Below are 20,376 nucleotides of genomic sequence, written 5' to 3'. Positions count from 1 at the left end.
ATTACCCTTGTTCAACAAGCAAGTCGACTGCCGGAATATCTGCCGGTGCCCACTCTAATTGGTGTAACGCTTTAGGGGCTAACCATTTAATTTGACTATGTTCAGTTAATGTCGGCATCGTTTCTTGTAAAGTACAACGATACGTTGTCAGCTCGATAATCGCAAAATCATATTCATGTGTAGTCGTCGTGACTTTCTCACCCACTGCTAAATCACACTTCATTTCTTCTTGAATTTCACGTTTTAACGCTTCAATATCTGTTTCACCTTGTTCAATTTTACCACCCGGAAATTCCCATAATAACGGTAAGCTCATTTGTTCACTGCGTTGTGCACATAAAATGTTACCTTGATGTTCAATCACTGCACCTACGACTCTGACTAACTTTTTCATATGTATCCTCCGCTCATATCAATATTTCATTACTTATAAGCAGGATCTCATTTTTTATAAAAGATTGCCACACAATTGCAGCAATTTTTTATTTTTTTCATAAAAAATAGACAGGCGCGACCTGTCTGTTCATTTTCTTCTAACTTGTTGCTGATTCAATATGTTGTTCTGATTCATAATAGAAACACCTCATTCATTTATATATATAAATGTCAATCTGTTTTTTTCGGATATACTACTTCCCCATCATCTTCAATAATTGGCATCGCCCCCCATTGTCCTAACTTATGTGGTTGTGCAATAATGTCACCTTTATTATTTTGCATAATATGATACACATCCCAACCATGTGCAGCTAAATAATTACTGACAATCAAACGATGACAACGTGCTGGATGATGTTCTGAACACATGTAGGCTGTCGTTTGGTTTTGGGCTGTTTCTGTTAATCTTTTAATCCCTTCTTTGAAGTCGTCTGTTAAAGTATAGTCCGCATAGTTATGGAAAGATTCATTTTGCCAACCACTATTCAAAGTACGTCCCACTGTTTCACTGGGTTGTCTGCGCCCACCTAGAAATTGGTCAGTTTGATACTCAATCCCCGCTTCTTTCAACCATGACTTCATATTGTCGTCTTTAAATTGCGGATGTTTACGGCTCTTCGTAAAGGCTCTGATATCCATTAAGACTTCAACATGATATTGTTTCAACATTTCAAGAAATGTTTCTTTATCATGATCAGAATGACCGATAGTATAAATCACCTTTTGTTTGGTTTGTCCCATAATGTTCACCTCTCTCTTACTATAGCCTGTTAAAAGAAAAACACGCAAAAACAGTCTCTTTAAAGGCTACTTTTGCGTGTTAACGTATTATTCTTTTTCTTCAATACCTTGATGAATCAATTCACCGATATATTCTGATGCTTTACCGTTTTCAATACTGCAGAAACGATTGTAGAATGCATCAATCTTATCTTGATATTCTGCTTGTACTTTCGGTAAGTCTTTTAAGCTTTCAGCAAGTTTGTGCGCATCTGTGAAAATAGGTCCTGGTAAATCATTATGGTAATCCATATAGAAGCCACGTAAACCTTTACCGTATTTCTCAATATCATACGCAAAGAAGAACTGTGGACGTTTTAAAATACCATAGTCGAACATCACAGATGAATAATCTGTAATCAATGCATCTGAAATCAAGAAGATTTCTGAGACATCATCATAATCAGATACATCTATCGCAAAGTTTTCATAACCAGATAAATCTAAAGCATTCGCAATCAGATAATGCATACGTAATAAAATGACATAGTCATCACCTAATTGTTTATATAAATTATCTAAGTCGATTTTAAGATTGAATAAGTATTGTCCTTTTTTAATAAACTCATCATCACGCCATGTCGGTGCATAAGTAATGACTTTCTTATCTTTAGGAATATTAAGCTTCTCTCGAATATCTTTAAGATACTCAGTATCATTTTGACGATTAACAAGCACATCATTTCTTGGATAACCGATTTCTAAGACACGGTCTCTATCCATCCAAAAGGCCGATTCAAAAATTTCAGTAGAATAACGGTTCGGTGATACTAAATAATCCCAACGTTCTGTCTCTTCTCTGAAATTACGTTTATATGCGGGCGTTGTTGTCCCTGGCATACGTACCACTTTCATATCATTCGCCAAACGTTTCAACGGCGTACCATGCCATGTTTGAATATACGTTTGATTCTCTTTCTTATTGATATAAAGCGGCGTGCGAGCGTTCGTAACCCAGTAATGTGCTTTTGAATAAGCTTCATAATAAGCTTTCGAACCTTTTTTCACTTTAGTCGCATTACCTGGAACATAAGTTTTAGCCGGGTTCTTTAATACCCAGATATAGTTATAGTACGGATAATATTTCTGCATATATTCATAAATGTATTTTGGACTATCACTATAGTTTTTACCGCCGAATGTCTCAAAAACAATTGTTTTGTTAGAAACATTTTCTGGCGCATCTGTTAACTGATACATAGAACGGTTTTTATTTTTATTACGCATCACAACATTCTTCACATGACGTAACATGCCTCTGTATTTGTTGATCGCAATTGCGGCGTCAGGTTGATTAAACATTAACGCCAACATTTCTACTTTAAACAATGAACCGCCATCTGTTTCTTGTAAGAGATGCCATTTCAATTTTTGAGCTAATTGAATAAGTGTGTCTTGATGTTGTGCATAGTGGTAAGCATTTTGTTTATTCGCAGGGTCAAAGCCGTTACGAATCATACTTGCCATTTTATGCGTCATAAATTGACGGACTTTTTTATTTTTCACTTTCTGCACGGTATGCAGATAAGCATCAGCGTAATCTTCAAATAATTGGTCGAACGCTTGTTGTGTCAGTTGTTCTGTTTCAAAAGGATCATAAACCTCTCCTCTGAAATAGAACGGGAAACCTAAAATACGCACAAAGCGTTCTGCATATGTCAGATAATCCACTACAAAAGAATTGTCGACATACGTTTTCAATGCCTCATCGAATTGAAGTTGATGCGCGTGTACGATTGCTGTTTTAAATAAAATGTTACAAGCCGTATTTTTTCTTAAGAATGAATTAGGGTTTGTCTCAGCGTTCATATATTCCAATCTAATTTTATTCTGATCGATGTATTGCGGTTGATTGAGTGTAAACTTATTAATCGGTGCAATTAAGGCATCTAGACCATTCACTGTTTTTAAATAGAATTGAATCGCATAAGAAGCTAATTCATCATCCGCATCTAAAAACATAAAATACGGTGTTTCTACATGTGACATTGCGACGTTACGCGCATGCGCATGCCCTTGGTTTTGTTCAAAGTTAATCACTTCAACCTTCTTATCATAGTTTTTTAAGGTGTCTTCTAAAAGTGCTTGAGAACCATCTGTTGATCCATCGTTGACTATAATCACATTAAAATCTTGATTGCGTTGTTGCTTCAAGCTTTCGATACAAGCTTGAATATAATCTTCTGAGTTGTAGTATGTGATAATGACTGTTAATTCATTCATGATTGTGATCTCCTTACTTTTTATATCTCTGTTTTCCACATTTTCTTATTGTACTGCTAATTTCTCAGCAAACCAAATAAGAAACCGTAACAATTATATACTAAATCTACTTTTTTATCATCGTCTTACTAATTTGGAAAAATAATAAAAGGTGTATTACTCTATTTATATTAACGTTTTAAATAACTGTTCGAAATGATGTTGTGCGGCTTTTGGTGTTAATGATTGACGTGTGTGCACATGCTTCAATGGATGGTTGATGATACGCTCCATCGCCTGTGCTAAAGCCTCGATATCACCTGTAGGTATTAAATACCCATTCTCACCCGCTTCAATGATTTCATTTGGCCCATAACGAATATCATACGCAAGAACCGGACAACCTTCATTGATACTTTCCATCATAGATAATCCGAATCCTTCATGTGTACTTGCTAAAATAGAAGCACGTGATTCACGGAAAACTTCTTGTGGATGATTAGTAAAGGATTCGATGTCTACATCTTCTGACAGACCTTCTTTAGAAATTAAATCTTTAAGTTCATCTTCTTGTGAGTCAGAAACACCGCCATATAATTTCAGTTTCGTCTCATAATCTTTAGCTTTAAATAACTTAAATGCCTTCACAATGTGATCAATACGTTTCTCTTTTGAGAACCTGCCTAAATACACAAACTGATTTTTACGTTCTTGTTCAGGTAACGTACTGGGTTTAATGAAATGCGGAATGACTTGAATTTTTTGTTCTGGAATATCTGATTGTGCTAAAATATCTTGTTTTTGTTGAGTTGTCAGCACAATATACGCCGAAACTTGCTTGTGATGATCTATCGCAAAGCGATATGAACCTTTAATATTATCACCGGATAAGTGAGAACTATGGAAGACAATGACAGGTTTAATCGCATGTTGATTGTCAATTAATGGTTCATCTAATAAACGTGCATCATTAAACACAATATCTCCATCTTTAAATATCTCATTATAAAAATACGCAAACAATGCTTTATCGTGCGTAAAACTTCTTACCACACGTCCCTCGCGATATATCAAAATGGACGTCGCTTCTGGTTTGCCTTGCTTATTTTCTTCAAACCATTTTTGACAATACACATTTCCCTCTAAATCATACATCGTCTCACTCAACTTCATGTTTTTACGTGCTGCATAGTAAGTCTTCTTATGCAGATAACCATAAGGGTTGTATTCATAACGGATGACTTTATGTTTAACTCCAGGCGTCATCACATCTTCAAAGTGGACTACTTCTGAATCCTCATAAAATTTACGATACAGTAAATATGTTTCATCAGTCTTGTCATAATAACGTACAACGTCCCCTTTTTTATTCGTACGTGTTGTGTAATCAGAAAGTGCCACAGGTTGTGCTTTATATTTCTTTTCTTTCTTAAAAGTCGACTTTGGAATGTTAAATAGATTATAGCCAGAAAGCCAATCATAGAGATTAATGACTTGTGTACCTTCGTTTAAGATACCTTTTTCTCTAAAATCAGCTAATACTTCTGGGTACTCAATATTGTAGTTGGTCGTTAAAATAGTTTGTTTAATACCTAATGTGTCGTCAATAAATTGAATTCGCTTCAACAATGCTTTCGTTCTTCCTCCATGATTCGGAGGCAAAGTTGATGTAACAGTATAAATCAACCCTAAACCCCATTTCATAAAATTTGTTAGAAAAAATTATATCATTTATATATTTACACTTTAAACAATAAGTAAAACAGAAAAATTAAATTTATTCATACTCAAGTTAAAATATTTGCCTCTCCACCAAACATACAGTATAGTTTAATCTACATAGTAGTTTATTTATACTGATAGTTCTATACTGAAATCGAGTTGTTATCATATATATTTAACAAAAGGAGATGTGCCAAACATGAATCCCAATGATTTACGTGTGATTAAAACAAAACGTGCTTTATCCGAATCCTTGTTCAACTTATTAAGCGAAAAATTGTTCTCTGCCATTACAGTCAATATGATATGTGATAAAGCATTGGTTCACCGTACGACATTCTATAAACACTTTTACGATAAATATGACTTGTTATCTTACTTAATTACGAATTTGACTAAAGATTATTTCGAAAAGGATATTCGAGAGCGTATTGAAGCACCTTTTAAAGCTTTAAGCTCTTTCTTTGATAAACCTATTGAAAAAATTGATATCAAACAACGTCATGATCAACAATTTATGGAAACTGTGACCGCAATCTTCATCCAAAAAATACGTCAAGACATCATAGACAATGCAGATATTATCGAAGTCCCTGGCAACCCTCCGATCAAAGTAGTTGCTCGTGTCTTTGAATCAGCAATTACCGCTATCGGTGATTGGACTTACGATGAACATAAACTTTGTGCCGACTATTCAAATGCGATTGATAATCCTGATTCGCTGGACAAGATGTTCAATCAATTACTCAACATTAAAGTTAAGTCAGAATAGCGATGGAAAATACTTTAAAACTAAAAAAATCAGAACAGCTTCACAATTGGAAGTTGTTCTGATTTTTTTGTGATTTTATTTATTTTTCTTCTGTACTTTCGGTTGTAAATATTTTTGACCATAAGGTACGAATTTTAATCGTGCTTCTTGAGGTATACCAAAATATTGTTTAAATACTCTCTGTGTTCTTACCGACCATGGTGAGGAATGTTGGGTATACACATCAAATGGCAACATTTCTACAATAATAACGTCATCTTTAGATGCATGTGCTGCTTCTTCTTTTATTTTCGCAATCCGTTGTGTATTCGCATAACTCATAAATGAAAAAGCACTCATAAACACGATTACTGCGACTAGTGCGATACTACCCGCAATGAGACTCGTACGTCTTTCAGGTAAAGGCAACTGTTTAAGTACAATTAATAAAATAACCAACCATAACACATACATAAAGTAGAAATTTCTTGGTCCGACAGGCGCAACGACTAATAAAGGCATGGTCGCAATCACAATCGAAGCTAAATTAAAGTATGTCGTCAATAATGACTTCTTAGATAAACCAATAAAATAGAGACCTACTGCGACTGCACAGAAATAGATCAAACACGCTAAGAAATTCAGACCAGCAATCCATGGAATGTGTTTCATCGCATCTAAATCAAAAGGTTCATAGATAAAGTATTTATAAACAGTAAAGAATGCTAAAGCTGCTGTTATTATCACTTTATACACTAGTGACAAACTTAAAAATTTCGGACTGCGATATAAAACAATGAGTAAAACCACAGCTAAAACACTTAAAAATATGGCGCATTGGAAGTAGCCATAATACGGAATGATTTTTAATAACGTTTGAATGACTTTATCATACATCGAGGTATTAGAACCGACTTGTTGATATGAACTATTACCCGCTAAAATATTCAAGTAGTTTGGATTTGTAAACATAATAATCGCACCTATCCATGTTAAACAGAATCCTATCAATAATTTCAAATTAATTTTGTGATAAATTACTAAATATACAAGTAACCCTAAACCGGTAATCGCAATATTATAAAGTGTGACGTTCTCCATAAATAACTGTCCGGCAATACATGCGATATAGAAACATACTAATTCAATACGTTGTGACCATTGTGTTTTTCTTTCTTGATTATGCAGTGTTTTTAAAACAAATAATAAAACTACTAATGCACATAAGGCACTTGTGACATAGTTATTAAATCCTGCATACCACGCATAAGTTTGTTTGAAGATTGAAGCGGGCATTAGCAGTAACATTATAAACGCGATTAATATATAAGCTGTACTTTTAGTTTTATCTGCGAATTTCAATACTATCCAAAGTATGGAGAATGAAACTAGTGCATACACTACCATGCGTAATAATAGGCTTCTCACTGCTAAAATTTCTAAAATATTACCGAAATATCGACCGTTTAAATTTTTAAAATGTTCATTGAACCATTGGTTGTAGCCATGTATATACCAGCCCCAGTCATCTTGCGCAAGCGGAACAATCGCCGCAAATACAAAATAAAAAAGCACTAATAATCCATATACAAAACAATATGGGTGTTCCTTAATAATCCTCATGATGTTGTTCTCCTTGTTGTGTTAAGCATATAATACACTTTAATTATATGATTGTCATCATAATCTATAATTAGAAAACATACCATTTTATACCTCGTCAAACATACGTCATTTAATAATATTTTCACTCACTTCATTTTTTTACTGACAATTTATGACTTCAATAGTAAAATTATTAATTATTAACACAACGTGATTTATCACCTTTAAGAAGGAGAACACTTATCATCATGACTCAAATCATCTTGTATCTAACAATTGGACTGTTATTTACCCTATTAGATTTAATATTGATTCGTCGTAATCGACGTATTTTAGTTTGTTTGAGTACGTTTGTTTTTTATACACTCTTTATCAATGGCTTCATCATTGGCTTATTGTTACTATTTCTAGGAAAACCTAATGCCTTAAAGACGAATATGTACCACACATTTTTCGCAATAGAATATGGTGTGCTTGCCTCTGGTATAGGTATCGCTTTATTAGTAGTTCACGCTATTTTAATGCACCGTTTAACATTCACTGCTGTGCCAGGTCGTCGTGCTTGGCTGACTACTTTGAATGCATGTACATTATTATTACTTATGTTTCTCGGCAGTTTCTTAATCAAATTTACAGATTGGTGGTTCGATTTATTCGGAGAAACGAAACCACAAGATTTTATCTCTAAAATTCAAAGTCTTATACAATTATCCGATCGCATGATATTACCCGGCTTAATTCAAATGGTATTGATATCATCTATCTTTTATACCTTAATTGTGCTGTTCATGATTTATTTCAATCGCTTCAACTTTATTTGGAATGCTAAAACTAAAGCTATTACGATTATGAAGCGCTCATGGATTCAAACTGCACTCTTCGCTGTAACATTGGCTGTCTTTATTTCTGGCCTGATTTATAGTGTGTATCACCTGCATTTAATAGATGTATGTCTCACTTTACTTAAAAAGAATAAATACAAACAAAGACGCTGTTCAGGTTTTTCTGACTGAATAGCGTCTTTGTTTGTATTTATTCTTTTTAACATTTTCACAGTTATATTTACGCACGTTTAAAGCGCTGTATTACTTGCATACCCATTTGTCGCTCGCTTTGGTTCATAATGACTGTCCACAACACGACAGAATACAAAATAACATAAACGATAATATTTATACCTAGCACGACTAACCCTTTACCTAAGAGTTGCGCAATCCATTGATAAATAAAATAGTAAACGACTGTAGTGATTATCATCGGTAACCATATTTTACTCATCTCAAACCAGAAACGATACATATTCAAACCGATTTTACGGTGATAATATACATTCATAATCAGTGTATAGCCGATAAAGCTGAACGCTGCGATAGAAAGTGAAACACCGTAACCACTATACTTCGGCGCTAAAATGACCGCACTGATCATGGCTAATACTAAGGTAATTGCTAAAGCCATAAAACGAAACGTTTGGCGATTATGTGCTTGAATAATGCTGACTGCCGGCAACTGTGATAGTTGGAAAGTAATCGTAAACATTAAAATTACTGTCATAAGGTACGCAGGTCTGAAATCTTGTCCTGCCCAAATCACAATAAAGTTCTCACCGAAAATCACAAAACCGGATAAGATAAACGATAATACAATCAATTGAATACGACTGATGCGTACCATCTGTTGAAGTAAACGTTCATTACTTGCACCTTCTACCACTAACATTGAGAATCCTGGGAAGGTCACATTATTAATAGAAGTCGCAAACTGTTGGAAGATTTTTACGAACTGTACAGCGATGACATAAATCGCAACCGCAACCGTTCCGTTAATCGCACCTAAAATCATTTGACCAGAATTTAACGTCAATTGTTCAATAGCAATAGAAAACAAAACTAAACCTAAATACACGTTCAATTGTTTCTGTTGTTTTAAATGATTAAACGATAATGCACCTTTCCAATCAAAGCGTATCGATACATGACGTCGACATAAAATCATGCCTAAGAACAGACACGCAAAATTGACAATTAACGTAATCAATATAATCGTAACTGCGCCAAATCCCATCAATAAGAACGGTGTCGCAATGATAGAAGGCATAATCACTCGGATCAGCAACATACTCTTCGCAATCACAAAGTATTCATACGCTTGTAAAATACCGTTAAAAATACCTGGATAAAATGAAATCATGATATTGATAATGATAAAAATCAACATCAATTTCAGTTCTGATAATTGTTGAGGTGCTAATGCATTGCCGAATACCGCTTCAGCATTCAAATACAAAACCAAGCCCATCAGACCGACTAATAAGGAACACAAAAAGTAAATATTTAAGATATTACCTAAGATACGTGCCTCTTGTGCCTTTGAACCTTTGACTCTGTTTTGTGATAAATATTTGGCGATCGTGTTACCGAACGCTAAATCCATAATGTTCAAATAAACTAAAAAGGATAAAACCAAATTATACAACCCATATTCAGAAGTGCCGAGCGTTCTGATGAAGAACGGTGTATATAAAATCGCCACTAGAATATTACCAAATATGGATATGTAGGATAAGATGGCGCCAGCTCTTCTTTGATTCATACTCATAACTCCTGTTTATGTTGGTTGCGCTTGCGTTCAAAGTAAGAACGCATCACACGTTCTAATCCGAAAATCACAAGCACTGTGAAAATATTCGCTGGTGAAAAAGTATCAATAATAAACGCGATTGTACTAGCACGTGGAATAAACAACATCATTCGTGCCATGATTAAAGCTGCCGCAATCACTAAAATATGTTTTGCGGTCAACATTCTCGTAAATAACGCAATTAGTAAACCAATGACAATACTGCCGAACATCATGCCGACATAACCGAAATCATGATAAGTTTCAGCAACGAAACTTGAACCATAACCCACACCTTTAAGATATAAGTCTTTCATAATGACATAAGACATTGTATGCGAGTATTGATAACCTTCTAAAGCACGTTCAACCGATTGGCCAGACCATCCGCCTTGCCCTCCAGTTAAATTGCCCCAAATATTGTAAACGGCATACTCTGTTAACGGTCCAATAGAATAGATTTTATCCGGGATTTCTTTCGCCTTCTCGATGGTATAACCAATGACATTGACACTGATACCTTGTGAGAAGAAAAATGATAACAATGCATCAAAGAAACCACCGTCAGTCTTTTCTCCGCCTCGGTTATTACCGACAAAATTCATCAACGCTAATAAAATCGGTGCTGAAATAATGCCCGCAATAATTGTCTTTTTACCGAACCATGCTTGCGTACCTGTCTGCTTCGCTAAAATATTGCGATAACAGAAATAAATAAACAAGATGAGCACATCTAACATAAAGTCAGAACGAGATCCGGTTAATACAGAAAGCCCATCTACAAATAAATAAGCAAGTATCGGCAGCCATGCTTTCTTTTGTGCAGGCAATGTTGCGAGATATACAAAGAATGCGACTGGGAACATTCGACTAATCAACACAAACACACCTGGTAAATTCGATTTAAAACTAGAAAAATAGGCATAATACCCTTGTGATTGTGAAGCTTGAACCGCTTCTGCCAAATACATCAGCTTAAAAATAATCGCAATCGTAAAGACACCTAAACTGATGATTCGGATATTTTGTTTATATGTCGTCTCAATAGGCTGAAACTGTTTAAATCCTTGTTGAACCGTGCGATCTAACATCGCAAATCCTAAAAAGAGACAAAACAAACTTAAACTTAATAAGATTAAAATATTAAATATTGTGGCTTGATCTGTAAAATACGTTCCCAGCAGTTTAAAATCCTTTTCATGATAATGGAACAGTTTGCTGACAACCATTCTGCCCATTAAAAAGACAAAGAAAGTCACATTGAACATAAAGAAGATGACCCGCTGGTTGAACGCTTCTAGTCCATATATCAGATTGTTCAGGAAAAATAATAAGAGTGCACTAAATAACAAGGTAATATTCGAAAAGATAATGCCGATAGTAAGCAATATCACCGCAATCATCAGCACACACCATCTTAATAACTTGGTCAAACTTCCACCTACTTACTCATTCGTTACTTATTTGTCGTTTCTTGCGTATTACACGCTTTCGTCTGGTTGTGTCATAGGTGTCTAGCAATATACTGAGTTGAACGCTTAAGGTTGTGCAAGTTCATGCGCAAATTCAGTATAAAGACTTTCAGAATCACAGAGCGTCTGCCAAGTTTGGTAAGCACCTTTCGCATAGCCTTGATAAGCTTCATCTGAAAGATTTATGAAATATTCAATCGCACGTGCTGCCTCTTCTGGCTTAAGTGCGTCACTGATTAAAGTACCATTTACATCTGTTTGTACAATTTCAGCTGTACCTCCGACATCTGAAGCTACAACAGGAATCGCATTCGCCATCGCTTCCATGACAGAGACTGGTACACCCTCTGATTCAGAAGTGTTTAAAAATAACGTCGGGTTATGCTCATGATACCATTTTCTGACGTCTTTGTTCGGCAAACGTCCAATCAATTCATATTGAGACGGCTTTAATTTCTCTTTTGCCAATGCTTCAATTTTTTGCGCATCTGGACCATCACCGATATGTACCCATTTGAAATCATAACCTTGTTCATTCAATTGTGCTAACGCATCAATAATGACATCTAAACGCTTTAATTTACGAATCGTTGAACAGCTGACAAATAAAGGCGGCTGACGTAATGAAACTTGATAATTGCCTTCACCTACACCGAGACGTCTGGTTTCAATTTTATTCGCATATTTCGGGAACTTGTTACTTAAATAGTTCGAGCTCGTATCAGATACTGGATATAACGCATCCACATGTTTCAACATCGTTTGACGCATCGGCAAGAAGCTAAACGGTTTAATATAATCATTGACATCATAACCATGTCCTCTAGAAATAAATGGGATAGAATCATCACCATAATAATCATATTTTAGTTTTCTGCCGAGGTTCGCAGTGATATAAAACCAATAGCTGTAAATATAAAGCTGCGTATAGCCATCATTTTCCGGTAATAAATGTGAGCGTACTAAGTCTTGATAAATCGCATCTGTTCTCGATTCAAAATACAAGTTGTACATCCACTTATAAGGATTTAAGGAACCTGCATTTTCACCGATACTGCGTAAACGCGGTTGACTCAATAAAATATTTGGCCCTGTCTTTAAGAAGTTGATGGCCTTATCTTTTAGTCCTTGCGGGAAAGGCAAGTCGATGACTGTCGCAACATCCGGTACTTCTCTTGTCACTTTCATCTTCTGGCTGACCATCGTCGGAACAATCACAATATGATCAAAGGCTTCTGCCAAATATTTGATTTCTTCTTCTAAATATTCCTCTCCTTTATAGTAAGGAAAGTAATTCGTCAACAAAATCAGTTCTTTCTTCATAAGTGCTATTCCTCTCTTACTTCTGATTAATATTTTTTCGTAATAACACCGTTGAAATCGTTTTATAAATCACAAATGCATCCATTTTAAAGCTGACATTCGCCGCATAGAAAGCATCTAAACGCATACGTTCTTCCATCGAAGCACTATTTCGCAACAAAGCTTGTGTTAAACCCGTAATACCAGGTTTCACATGAAACTTTGTTTTATAGTAATCAGGATAACGATGTGTATTGCCAAGCGGACTCGGACGCGGTCCAACAAAGCTCATGTCACCTTTTAATACGTTCAGCAATTGCGGTAATTCATCAATACTTGTTTGACGTAACACACGACCGATATTTGTCACACGCGGGTCTTGATCACTATTGAACGTACTGCCATCCGCATTACGAATGTCTTGTGCGTTTTCTTTCATTGTACGAAACTTATGCATTTCAAAAGGCAACATACCGACACCTAAACGTTGTCCATTATATAAGATACTGCCTTTATCTTCTCTCTTAATCATTATACTAACAGGCAAAGCTACAATTAATAACACCGGCAACAACGCTACAAATAACAACACATCTAACAAACGCTTAATATTTTTCCGGTAACTCATCACGCAGCCCCTCCATTTCTCTATAAATTTCTTGTAATGCATCTATAAACTGATATTGTGGGACAAAATCAATTTCTTGTTGTGCTCGTGCACCATCCATATAAGAAGGTTCAAAATAATCCGGCACATCTTCATCTTGACGTTGAATGTCAGTCGGATTGCCGAACACTTGATTGATATGTTGCGCCACTTCTAGGTTCGTTAACGTTTCACTGCCTTTAATGTTTTGAATTAAGGAAGTGTTTGGATGCTGTGACGCTTGCCAAATCGCATTTGCCGCATCTTTCGCATATAAAAATTCACGTGATACATCACTCTCACCCATTACTGTTAAGGGCTTCCCTAACAAAGCTAAGCGCATAAAATAATTAATCATATAGTTATTTTTCTCATGTGCGCCAAATAAATGAGAGAAACGTAAACACACTATATCCAACTGATAATGCTTACGATAATACGCAGCCAGCTGTTCAATATAACGTTTATTCAAACCATATAAAGACTTCGGCACATCACTCACTGCGTCTTCTTCCTGCCAAGGCAATGTAGAAGTATCATCATATACAGAAATAGAAGAAGCCACGATTACTTTTTTACATTTTTGTTCAAGCGCCGCTTCAAACACATGTTGTGCCATCTGTACTTCTTCTGTATAACTGCTGATGTCTTTCTTTGGTCCTCTATTACCTGCCAGATGAACAATGACATCATCTTCTTGAAATATCATCTCCAAAGAAGCCTCGCTGTAATCGGTTTGGACTTGATGCGCATCTTCTGTATTTTGACGACGTGATAAAACTGTATAATCAATAGCTTTATCTTCTAATAAAGCAGTCAGATAGCGACCAAGCAATCCTGTGCCGCCTGTAATTCTAAAGGCCATTTAATCTTCCTCCTTCATCAGCGGATAAATATAAAAGCCCACTTTGTCATACACACCGTTAACAGGTCTGATGAATTCTCCTTGTTGGTAATAACGATAGCTTTCTAAAGTATGATCTGGTACTTTGAATTGATAATAATCAATCGATTGTTTCGGTGTCTCACACATAAATTCTAAGACTACTGGTTGTGTCGTTGTCGCTTCCGTAAATGTAGGGGCTTGTTCTTCTAGAAGATGCTTGAACGTTTTCTCTAATAAGTCATCATGATTATAATATTGAATCAATTTATGCATATGACAACCATCAAAGCGTGGCGTAATTTCAATAATAAATGCTTCGTGATTCATTACTTTTACTTGCGCATACACAGGACCGTTTTGAATTTTCAGGGTCTCTAAGTGTGCTGCAATCGCTGCTTCAATAGAAGCCATAGGATAATCATAATCAGGGTCGATAATATGTTTATGGATTAAACCTGGGTGTTCAGGCCATGTTTCGCGCATCGATACCAAGGTAAATTGCAGTTCGCCATCTACAACATAGCCATTCACTGAAATTTCATAACCATCGATATAGCGTTCAATAATTGCTGCGCCTTCTCTAGACTGATCCACCGCATAAGCAATCGCTTCTGGTAAATCAGCAGCTTGTGTCACTAAAGTAATGCCACGTTGTCCTTGACCATCTGTCGGTTTCACAAAGACTGGGTAGTCAATTTCTGTTTGATGGTTCACATCTTTTGTGATTTCAAAAGGGACAGAACCTGTAATCCCTTTGGTTTGTGCACGCATTACATCTTTGTGATTACATGCATATGCTGTGTCATAACTGACAAAGTGTGGTAAATCTAAGACTTCTGAGATTTTATTCGCAACTGGCATAGCCAAATCTGAGCCTACTGAATAAACAGCATCAATATGATGTTGTTTGATATAAGCGGTGACTGCCGCTTCATCTATAATATTAATCTCTTCAAAATAATCTGCACTGTCAGCACCAGGACCATCTTTTTTCATGGCCAACGCATGTGTTTCGTAACCCATCTCTTTTAATTTCTCTATAGCTTCAGCTTGTACAGGTGCCACACCTAGAATTAAGACCTTCTTCATACCAGCACCCCGCCGACTGCTTCATTCACTTGTTTAATAATGTATTCTACTTGTTCATCTGTTAATTGCGGATAGAGCGGTAATGTCAATTCGTTCACATAATGCGCATACGCATTCGGGAAATCTTTAATGTCAAAGCCGTATTCTTGGTACGCTGAAAACATCGGTAACGGTTTATAATGCACATTTGTCGCAATACCTTCATCCGCCAAATGTTCAATAATCGCATTACGTTGTTCTTCTGTTGCCCCTTTAATCCACGTGATATATAAGTGACAGCTGGATTCTTTATCATTATCAAAGTGTTTTAGCGTCTTGATAACATCTGAGTTTAAATTTTCATCATATAAACGTACCACTTCTTTACGGCGTGCTAAGTTTTCATCATAATGATTGAGTTGATCCAAACCAATGGCCGCATTGATATCTGTCATATTGAATTTGTAACCTAACTCTGAGATGTCATATTCCCAGTTCCCTTTCTGCATTTTAGATAAGGCATCTTTACTTTGACCGTGCAGAATAGAAGTTTTGTATAGTTTCTGTAAATCAAAACCATGTGCTTCGTAATCTTTCGTCCATGTAACTGCCCCACCTTCAGCAGTCGTCAGATTTTTTACCGCATGGAAAGAGAATGTGGTAAAGTCTGCGAAGCTGCCGCTTTTGTTTTCCCCTTTGGTCGCGCCGAATGAATGGGCACCATCATTAATAATCGCTATACGATTTAATAAAGCGTGCACAGGATTTTCCGTGTGGAAAAGTGCTTGTTTACGACGTGCAATTTCAAATAATCGATCGTAATCGCATAATTGACCTGCAATATCCACAGGAATAATGGCTTTTGTGTTTTCTGTGATTTTATCTTCGAGTTGTGTGTAATCCATTTCTAAGGAATCTTTTTGCGTGTCTACTAATACAATTTTAGCGCCGACATGGGCGATGACTGAGGCTGAAGCGGTGTATGTATAAGCAGAAGTGATGACTTCGTCCCCTTCGCCGATACCTAATAAACGTAATGTCATTTCTAAAGCAGCCGTTGCTGAGTTCATTGCGACTGTGCCTTCTGTCCCCATATAGTCAGTTAACGCTTCCTCAAATGCTTTCGTTTTAGGCCCTGTCGTAATCCAACCGCATCTTAAAGTTTCCACAACACTTTCGATGGCCTCTTCAGAAATTTTAGGCGGACTAAATGGTATTTGCATAGCTATCTTCTCCTTTATCTTTAACGATTATCTCTCACTATGATGCCAAGAAATAATACTTTAGAATATCTGCCAAATATCCAAATGTTTTTTTGTTTATCGCTTCCATCCGAAAAGATTTCTGCCATTTCATCACACATCGCAAATATTCTAATTAGATATTATGTTCCAATTTAGTAACAGTATAATCCACTAAGTAAAAAGTATTCAATCAATATTCGTAATTAAAATTATTATTTAACAATCCTAATTTTAGAATTACATACCATTAATAAACTAATTATAAAATCAACACTCACTTAACATTCTTTACATACAATTAACACAATCTCACCTTTACCATTTCAGAAATAAAAAACCATAAAAAAGACGCCCCTCGAACTTTCAAAGGACGTCTCATCTTACTTATTCAGTTTTTAAATTTAATACTTATTTCTCTTCATTATCTTTCTTACGACGTTTACCAAAGAGTAACCAAGCACCTAAACCAGCGAACAATGTGCCGAATAATGTTTTCTTCACATCATCTTGACCTGTATCAGGCAAGTCTTTATCTTTAGCAGTTTGTTGCTTATCTGCTTTTGTTGGTTGTTTACCTTCAGCTTCTGACTGAGCTGGTACATCTTGTTCACCTTCAGTCGTTACTGTTGTACCATCATTAGTTTCAGGTTCAGATGGTACATGTGGTGGCGTTACTCCATCTTTATCTTCAGATGGCACAGTAACTTCTGGTGATGTCGGTTGTGATGGTTTTTCTGGTTGTGTTGGTGTCTCAGGTGTACTTGGTGTTATTGGTTGTTCTGGTTGATTTGGTTCGCTTGGTTCATTTGGCACTTCTGTTTCAGGCTCTTCTGGTTTTTCTGGTTGCGTTGGATTTTCAGGCTGTTCTGGTGTGCCTGGCGTTTCTGGAACTTCTGGTGTTGGTTTCTCAGGATTTTCCGGCTCTTGTGGCTCTTCCGGTGTTGTACCTGGATCTTCTGGTGTTGTGCCCGGATCTTCAGGTTGTTCTGGTTCCTCTGGTGTTGTGCCCGGATCTTCAGGTTGTTCTGGTTCTTCTGGTGTTGTACCCGGATCTTCTGGGTCAACTGGTACTGTGCCAGTTCCTCTTTCAACAATTCTGTCTACCTTTTCAACCAGTGTAATTGTTGTTGTATCTGGATTGATGAGTTCACCTATTTTCGGATCTACGCCGTAAACTGTTGTTGTTTGTGTTTGACCTGTTTTACCTGGCTGTACTTCATATTCTGTACCTGCTGGTAAGTTCGGGTTATCTTGGTAGATTGTGTCATATGGGATATCTGTCGTTGTGACCACTTTTGTGCCGACACTGATCACTCTGTCTTTCGGCAGATTATTCGGGTCATTCGGATCTCCTGGCGTACCTTCTTCTATCACTTGTGTCTCGCCAACTGGCAAGTCTGGATTTGGACGGTACGTTGTAGATGGTGCGACAGGTCCATATTCAATCACACGGTCAACTGGCGGTGTTGTGACAGATTCTGTTGTTGTCGGATTCAATAAAGCGCCTGTTGTTTTGTCTACTTCGTACGTTGTCGTCGTTGTAGTTACGCCGTTTTGACCTTCTTGTGCCACATGATTAACTGTACCGACTGGTAAATCAGGATTGTATCTGATAATTGTTTCAAATGGTATAGGTGTTGTTGTTTGTTCAACGTTGTTCACACCTACCACTTCATTGACTGGTGGTGTTGTAATTTCTGATGTCGCAGGTTGCCCTGGTACTTTCGTTGTTGTTTCAATACCTGGTTGTCCTTCTGTTGTCACTGTCTGTGTACCGATTGGTTGTGATGGATCCGGATTCGCTTCATATGAAGTTGACGGCGGTATTTCTGTTGTTGTCGTTGCGGTTGTGCCGACTCCGATTTCAATCACTCTATTTTGTGCCGGTGTCACAGTTGTTGTGACAGTTGATGGATTTTCAAGTGCACCAGTTTCTTGATTAACTGTGTACGTCGTTGTTGTTTCAGTTTGACCTGTGATACCTGCTTGTACTTCATTTTGAGTACCTTGCGGTAAGTTAGGATTTTCTTGGTAAATTGTTTCGAATGGTACGTCATTCGTTGTTGTTTGAGTTGTACCTTTTGCGACAATTTGCGGTGTTGGTGATGTTGTTTCAGTTGATGTTGCTGGATTCACCAATGCACCTGTCGTCGGATCCACTTCATACGTTGTCGTTGTAGTTGTCGTACCGTCTTGACCTGGTGTTACGACACTTTCATAACCGATAGGCTCATCTGTACTGATATACTGCGTATCGTATGGTACTGATGTTGAATCAGTTACGACATTACCTACATAAACGACTGTGTTTGTCGGTGGATTATCTGGGTCATTCGGATCTCCTGGTTGACCTTCCACTGTTCTTGTTTCACCTGCTGGTAAGTTCGGGTCTGGTTGGAAAACCACTTGGCCTGCAGCTGGTCCATATTCCACAATACGTTGCACTGGGTTGGTTGTCTCAGTATTCGTTATCGGGTTAATCAACGCACCCGTTGTCGCATCTACTTCATACGTTGTTGTCTTCGTAGTAACACCGTTTTGACCTTCTTGTGCGACATGGTCCGTTGTGCCGACTGGCAGATTCGGATTATATCTGACAATCGTGTCATACGGAATCGTTTCTGTTGTTTGTTCTACGTTGTTGACACCGATAACCTCATTCACTGCTGGTGTTGTCACTTCTGTTACCGCTTCTTGACCCGGTTCTTTCGTTGTTGTAGATTCACCTGGTTGCCCTTCTGTAATCACTGTTTGAGTACCAATTGGTTGTGATACATCTGGGTTCGCTTCATATGAAGTTTGCGGCGCAATCGGTGTTGTCGTAGATGTTGTTGTACCGCTACCGACTTCAATGATTCTGTCTTGTTTCGCAATATCAGTAGTTGTCACTTCTGTCGGATTTTCTAACGCACCTGTTTGTGGGTTCAACGTATACGTCACAATCGTTGTCGTTTGACCTGTAACACCTGCCTGTAACTCGTTTTGTGTGCCTTGAGGCAAGTTAGGATTCTCGATATACACAGTTTCGTATGGTACATCGTTCGTTGATGTTTGTGTTGTACCTTTTTCCACAATTTGTGTGACAGGTGGTGTCTTGATTGATGTTACTTCTGGATTAATCAATGTACCTGTTGTCTTGTCCACTTGATAAATCGTTGTTGTCGTTACTACTCCGTCTTGACCTGGTGTCGTAATATTTTCGTAGCCCACCGGTTGAGTTGTCGGTACATATTGCGTGTCATACGCAACTGGTGTTGTATCTGTTGTCATATTACCAACTTTAACGACCGTCTCTGTCGGTGGATTATTTGGATCATTCGGGTCACCTGGTGTACCTGGAACAGTTACTGTTTCGCCATATGGCACACTTGAATCTGGTTGGTAGACCACACCGCCTTCTACTGGTCCATATTCCACAATACGTTGCACTGGATTTGTTGTTTGTGTTTCAGTCTGAGGATTCGTCAACGCGCCTGTTTGACTGTCCACCTCATACGTTGTTGTCGTTGTAGTGACTCCATTTTGACCTTCTTGCGCAACATAATCTGTTGTACCGACAGGTAAGTCTGGATTGTAACGGATGATTGTTTCATACGGAATCGTTTGCGTTGTCGTATCCACATTGTCTACACCAATCACTT

The 20,376-nt window shown here is 37.1% G+C and carries 15 protein-coding genes; 2 read left to right on the top strand and 13 right to left on the bottom strand.

What is annotated here, in order from left to right:
• Position 1 precedes the first annotated feature (1 nt).
• The 4 genes from HMPREF3031_RS10885 to HMPREF3031_RS10870 all read right to left on the bottom strand — a co-directional run bounded on the left by HMPREF3031_RS10885 (position 2) and on the right by HMPREF3031_RS10870 (position 5,106).
• Complete coding sequence (locus HMPREF3031_RS10885; RefSeq protein WP_002479994.1) at positions 2 to 394, bottom strand: (deoxy)nucleoside triphosphate pyrophosphohydrolase; 393 nt, start codon at positions 392 to 394, stop codon at positions 2 to 4.
• 212 nt (positions 395 to 606) lie between these two features.
• Positions 607 to 1,179, bottom strand: coding sequence for a DUF488 domain-containing protein (locus HMPREF3031_RS10880; RefSeq protein ID WP_023015597.1), 573 nt, complete (start codon positions 1,177 to 1,179; stop codon positions 607 to 609).
• A gap of 87 nt (positions 1,180 to 1,266) precedes the next feature.
• Complete coding sequence (locus HMPREF3031_RS13175) at positions 1,267 to 3,441, bottom strand: bifunctional glycosyltransferase/CDP-glycerol:glycerophosphate glycerophosphotransferase (protein ID WP_002479996.1); 2,175 nt, start codon at positions 3,439 to 3,441, stop codon at positions 1,267 to 1,269.
• A gap of 165 nt (positions 3,442 to 3,606) precedes the next feature.
• A complete protein-coding gene (locus HMPREF3031_RS10870; RefSeq protein ID WP_070684180.1) occupies positions 3,607 to 5,106 on the bottom strand; it encodes a glycosyltransferase in 1,500 nt (499 codons plus the stop codon).
• A 235-nt stretch (positions 5,107 to 5,341) separates the two neighbouring features.
• Between HMPREF3031_RS10870 and HMPREF3031_RS10865 the strand changes: the two genes are divergently transcribed.
• The gene (locus tag HMPREF3031_RS10865) at positions 5,342 to 5,914 is read left to right on the top strand and encodes a TetR/AcrR family transcriptional regulator (RefSeq protein ID WP_002479998.1); all 573 of its coding nucleotides are present in this window, start codon (positions 5,342 to 5,344) and stop codon (positions 5,912 to 5,914) included.
• A 75-nt stretch (positions 5,915 to 5,989) separates the two neighbouring features.
• On the opposite strand, the gene HMPREF3031_RS10860 is transcribed toward HMPREF3031_RS10865, so the two are convergent.
• Positions 5,990 to 7,516, bottom strand: coding sequence for a DUF6056 family protein (locus HMPREF3031_RS10860; protein WP_002479999.1), 1,527 nt, complete (start codon positions 7,514 to 7,516; stop codon positions 5,990 to 5,992).
• Between the two features lie 230 nt (positions 7,517 to 7,746).
• Here HMPREF3031_RS10860 and HMPREF3031_RS10855 point away from each other — a divergent pair, with 230 nt between their 5' ends.
• Positions 7,747 to 8,511 (top strand): hypothetical protein, encoded by a 765-nt coding sequence (locus HMPREF3031_RS10855; RefSeq protein ID WP_070724929.1) that lies wholly within the window; start codon positions 7,747 to 7,749, stop codon positions 8,509 to 8,511.
• A gap of 49 nt (positions 8,512 to 8,560) precedes the next feature.
• Here the strand turns inward: HMPREF3031_RS10855 and HMPREF3031_RS10850 are convergent, their stop codons facing one another.
• The 8 genes from HMPREF3031_RS10850 to HMPREF3031_RS10815 all read right to left on the bottom strand — a co-directional run.
• The gene (locus tag HMPREF3031_RS10850; protein ID WP_002480001.1) at positions 8,561 to 10,090 is read right to left on the bottom strand and encodes an oligosaccharide flippase family protein; all 1,530 of its coding nucleotides are present in this window, start codon (positions 10,088 to 10,090) and stop codon (positions 8,561 to 8,563) included.
• Between the two features lie 2 nt (positions 10,091 to 10,092).
• Positions 10,093 to 11,550 carry an O-antigen polysaccharide polymerase Wzy family protein gene (locus HMPREF3031_RS10845; RefSeq protein WP_002480002.1) on the bottom strand — a complete coding sequence of 486 codons (1,458 nt, stop codon included), beginning with the start codon at positions 11,548 to 11,550 and terminating at the stop codon, positions 10,093 to 10,095.
• Positions 11,551 to 11,655: 105 nt separating this feature from the next.
• Positions 11,656 to 12,912: a glycosyltransferase gene (locus HMPREF3031_RS10840; RefSeq protein ID WP_002480003.1), complete on the bottom strand. Its 1,257-nt coding sequence runs from the start codon at positions 12,910 to 12,912 to the stop codon at positions 11,656 to 11,658.
• 16 nt (positions 12,913 to 12,928) lie between these two features.
• On the bottom strand, positions 12,929 to 13,519 hold the full coding sequence (locus HMPREF3031_RS10835; RefSeq protein ID WP_002480004.1) for a sugar transferase: 591 nt from the start codon (positions 13,517 to 13,519) through the stop codon (positions 12,929 to 12,931).
• Positions 13,497 to 14,402 carry an NAD-dependent epimerase/dehydratase family protein gene (locus tag HMPREF3031_RS10830; RefSeq protein ID WP_002480005.1) on the bottom strand — a complete coding sequence of 302 codons (906 nt, stop codon included), beginning with the start codon at positions 14,400 to 14,402 and terminating at the stop codon, positions 13,497 to 13,499. Before HMPREF3031_RS10830 ends, HMPREF3031_RS10835 begins: the two co-directional genes overlap by 23 nt.
• Complete coding sequence (locus HMPREF3031_RS10825) at positions 14,403 to 15,512, bottom strand: ATP-grasp domain-containing protein (RefSeq protein WP_002480006.1); 1,110 nt, start codon at positions 15,510 to 15,512, stop codon at positions 14,403 to 14,405.
• Entirely contained in the window at positions 15,509 to 16,714 is a 1,206-nt protein-coding gene (locus tag HMPREF3031_RS10820) for a DegT/DnrJ/EryC1/StrS family aminotransferase (protein WP_002480007.1), read from the bottom strand. The genes HMPREF3031_RS10825 and HMPREF3031_RS10820 overlap by 4 nt, the downstream gene beginning before the upstream one ends.
• 429 nt (positions 16,715 to 17,143) lie before the next feature.
• A partial coding sequence (locus tag HMPREF3031_RS10815) for a G5 domain-containing protein (RefSeq protein WP_180364345.1) occupies positions 17,144 to 20,376 on the bottom strand: 3,233 nt, incomplete at its 5' end.

Origin of the sequence: Staphylococcus sp. HMSC072B07, assembly GCF_001815505.1 — a bacterium.
Lineage (GTDB): Bacteria > Bacillota > Bacilli > Staphylococcales > Staphylococcaceae > Staphylococcus > Staphylococcus simulans.
This window is presented reverse-complemented; position numbering and strand designations above follow the sequence as displayed.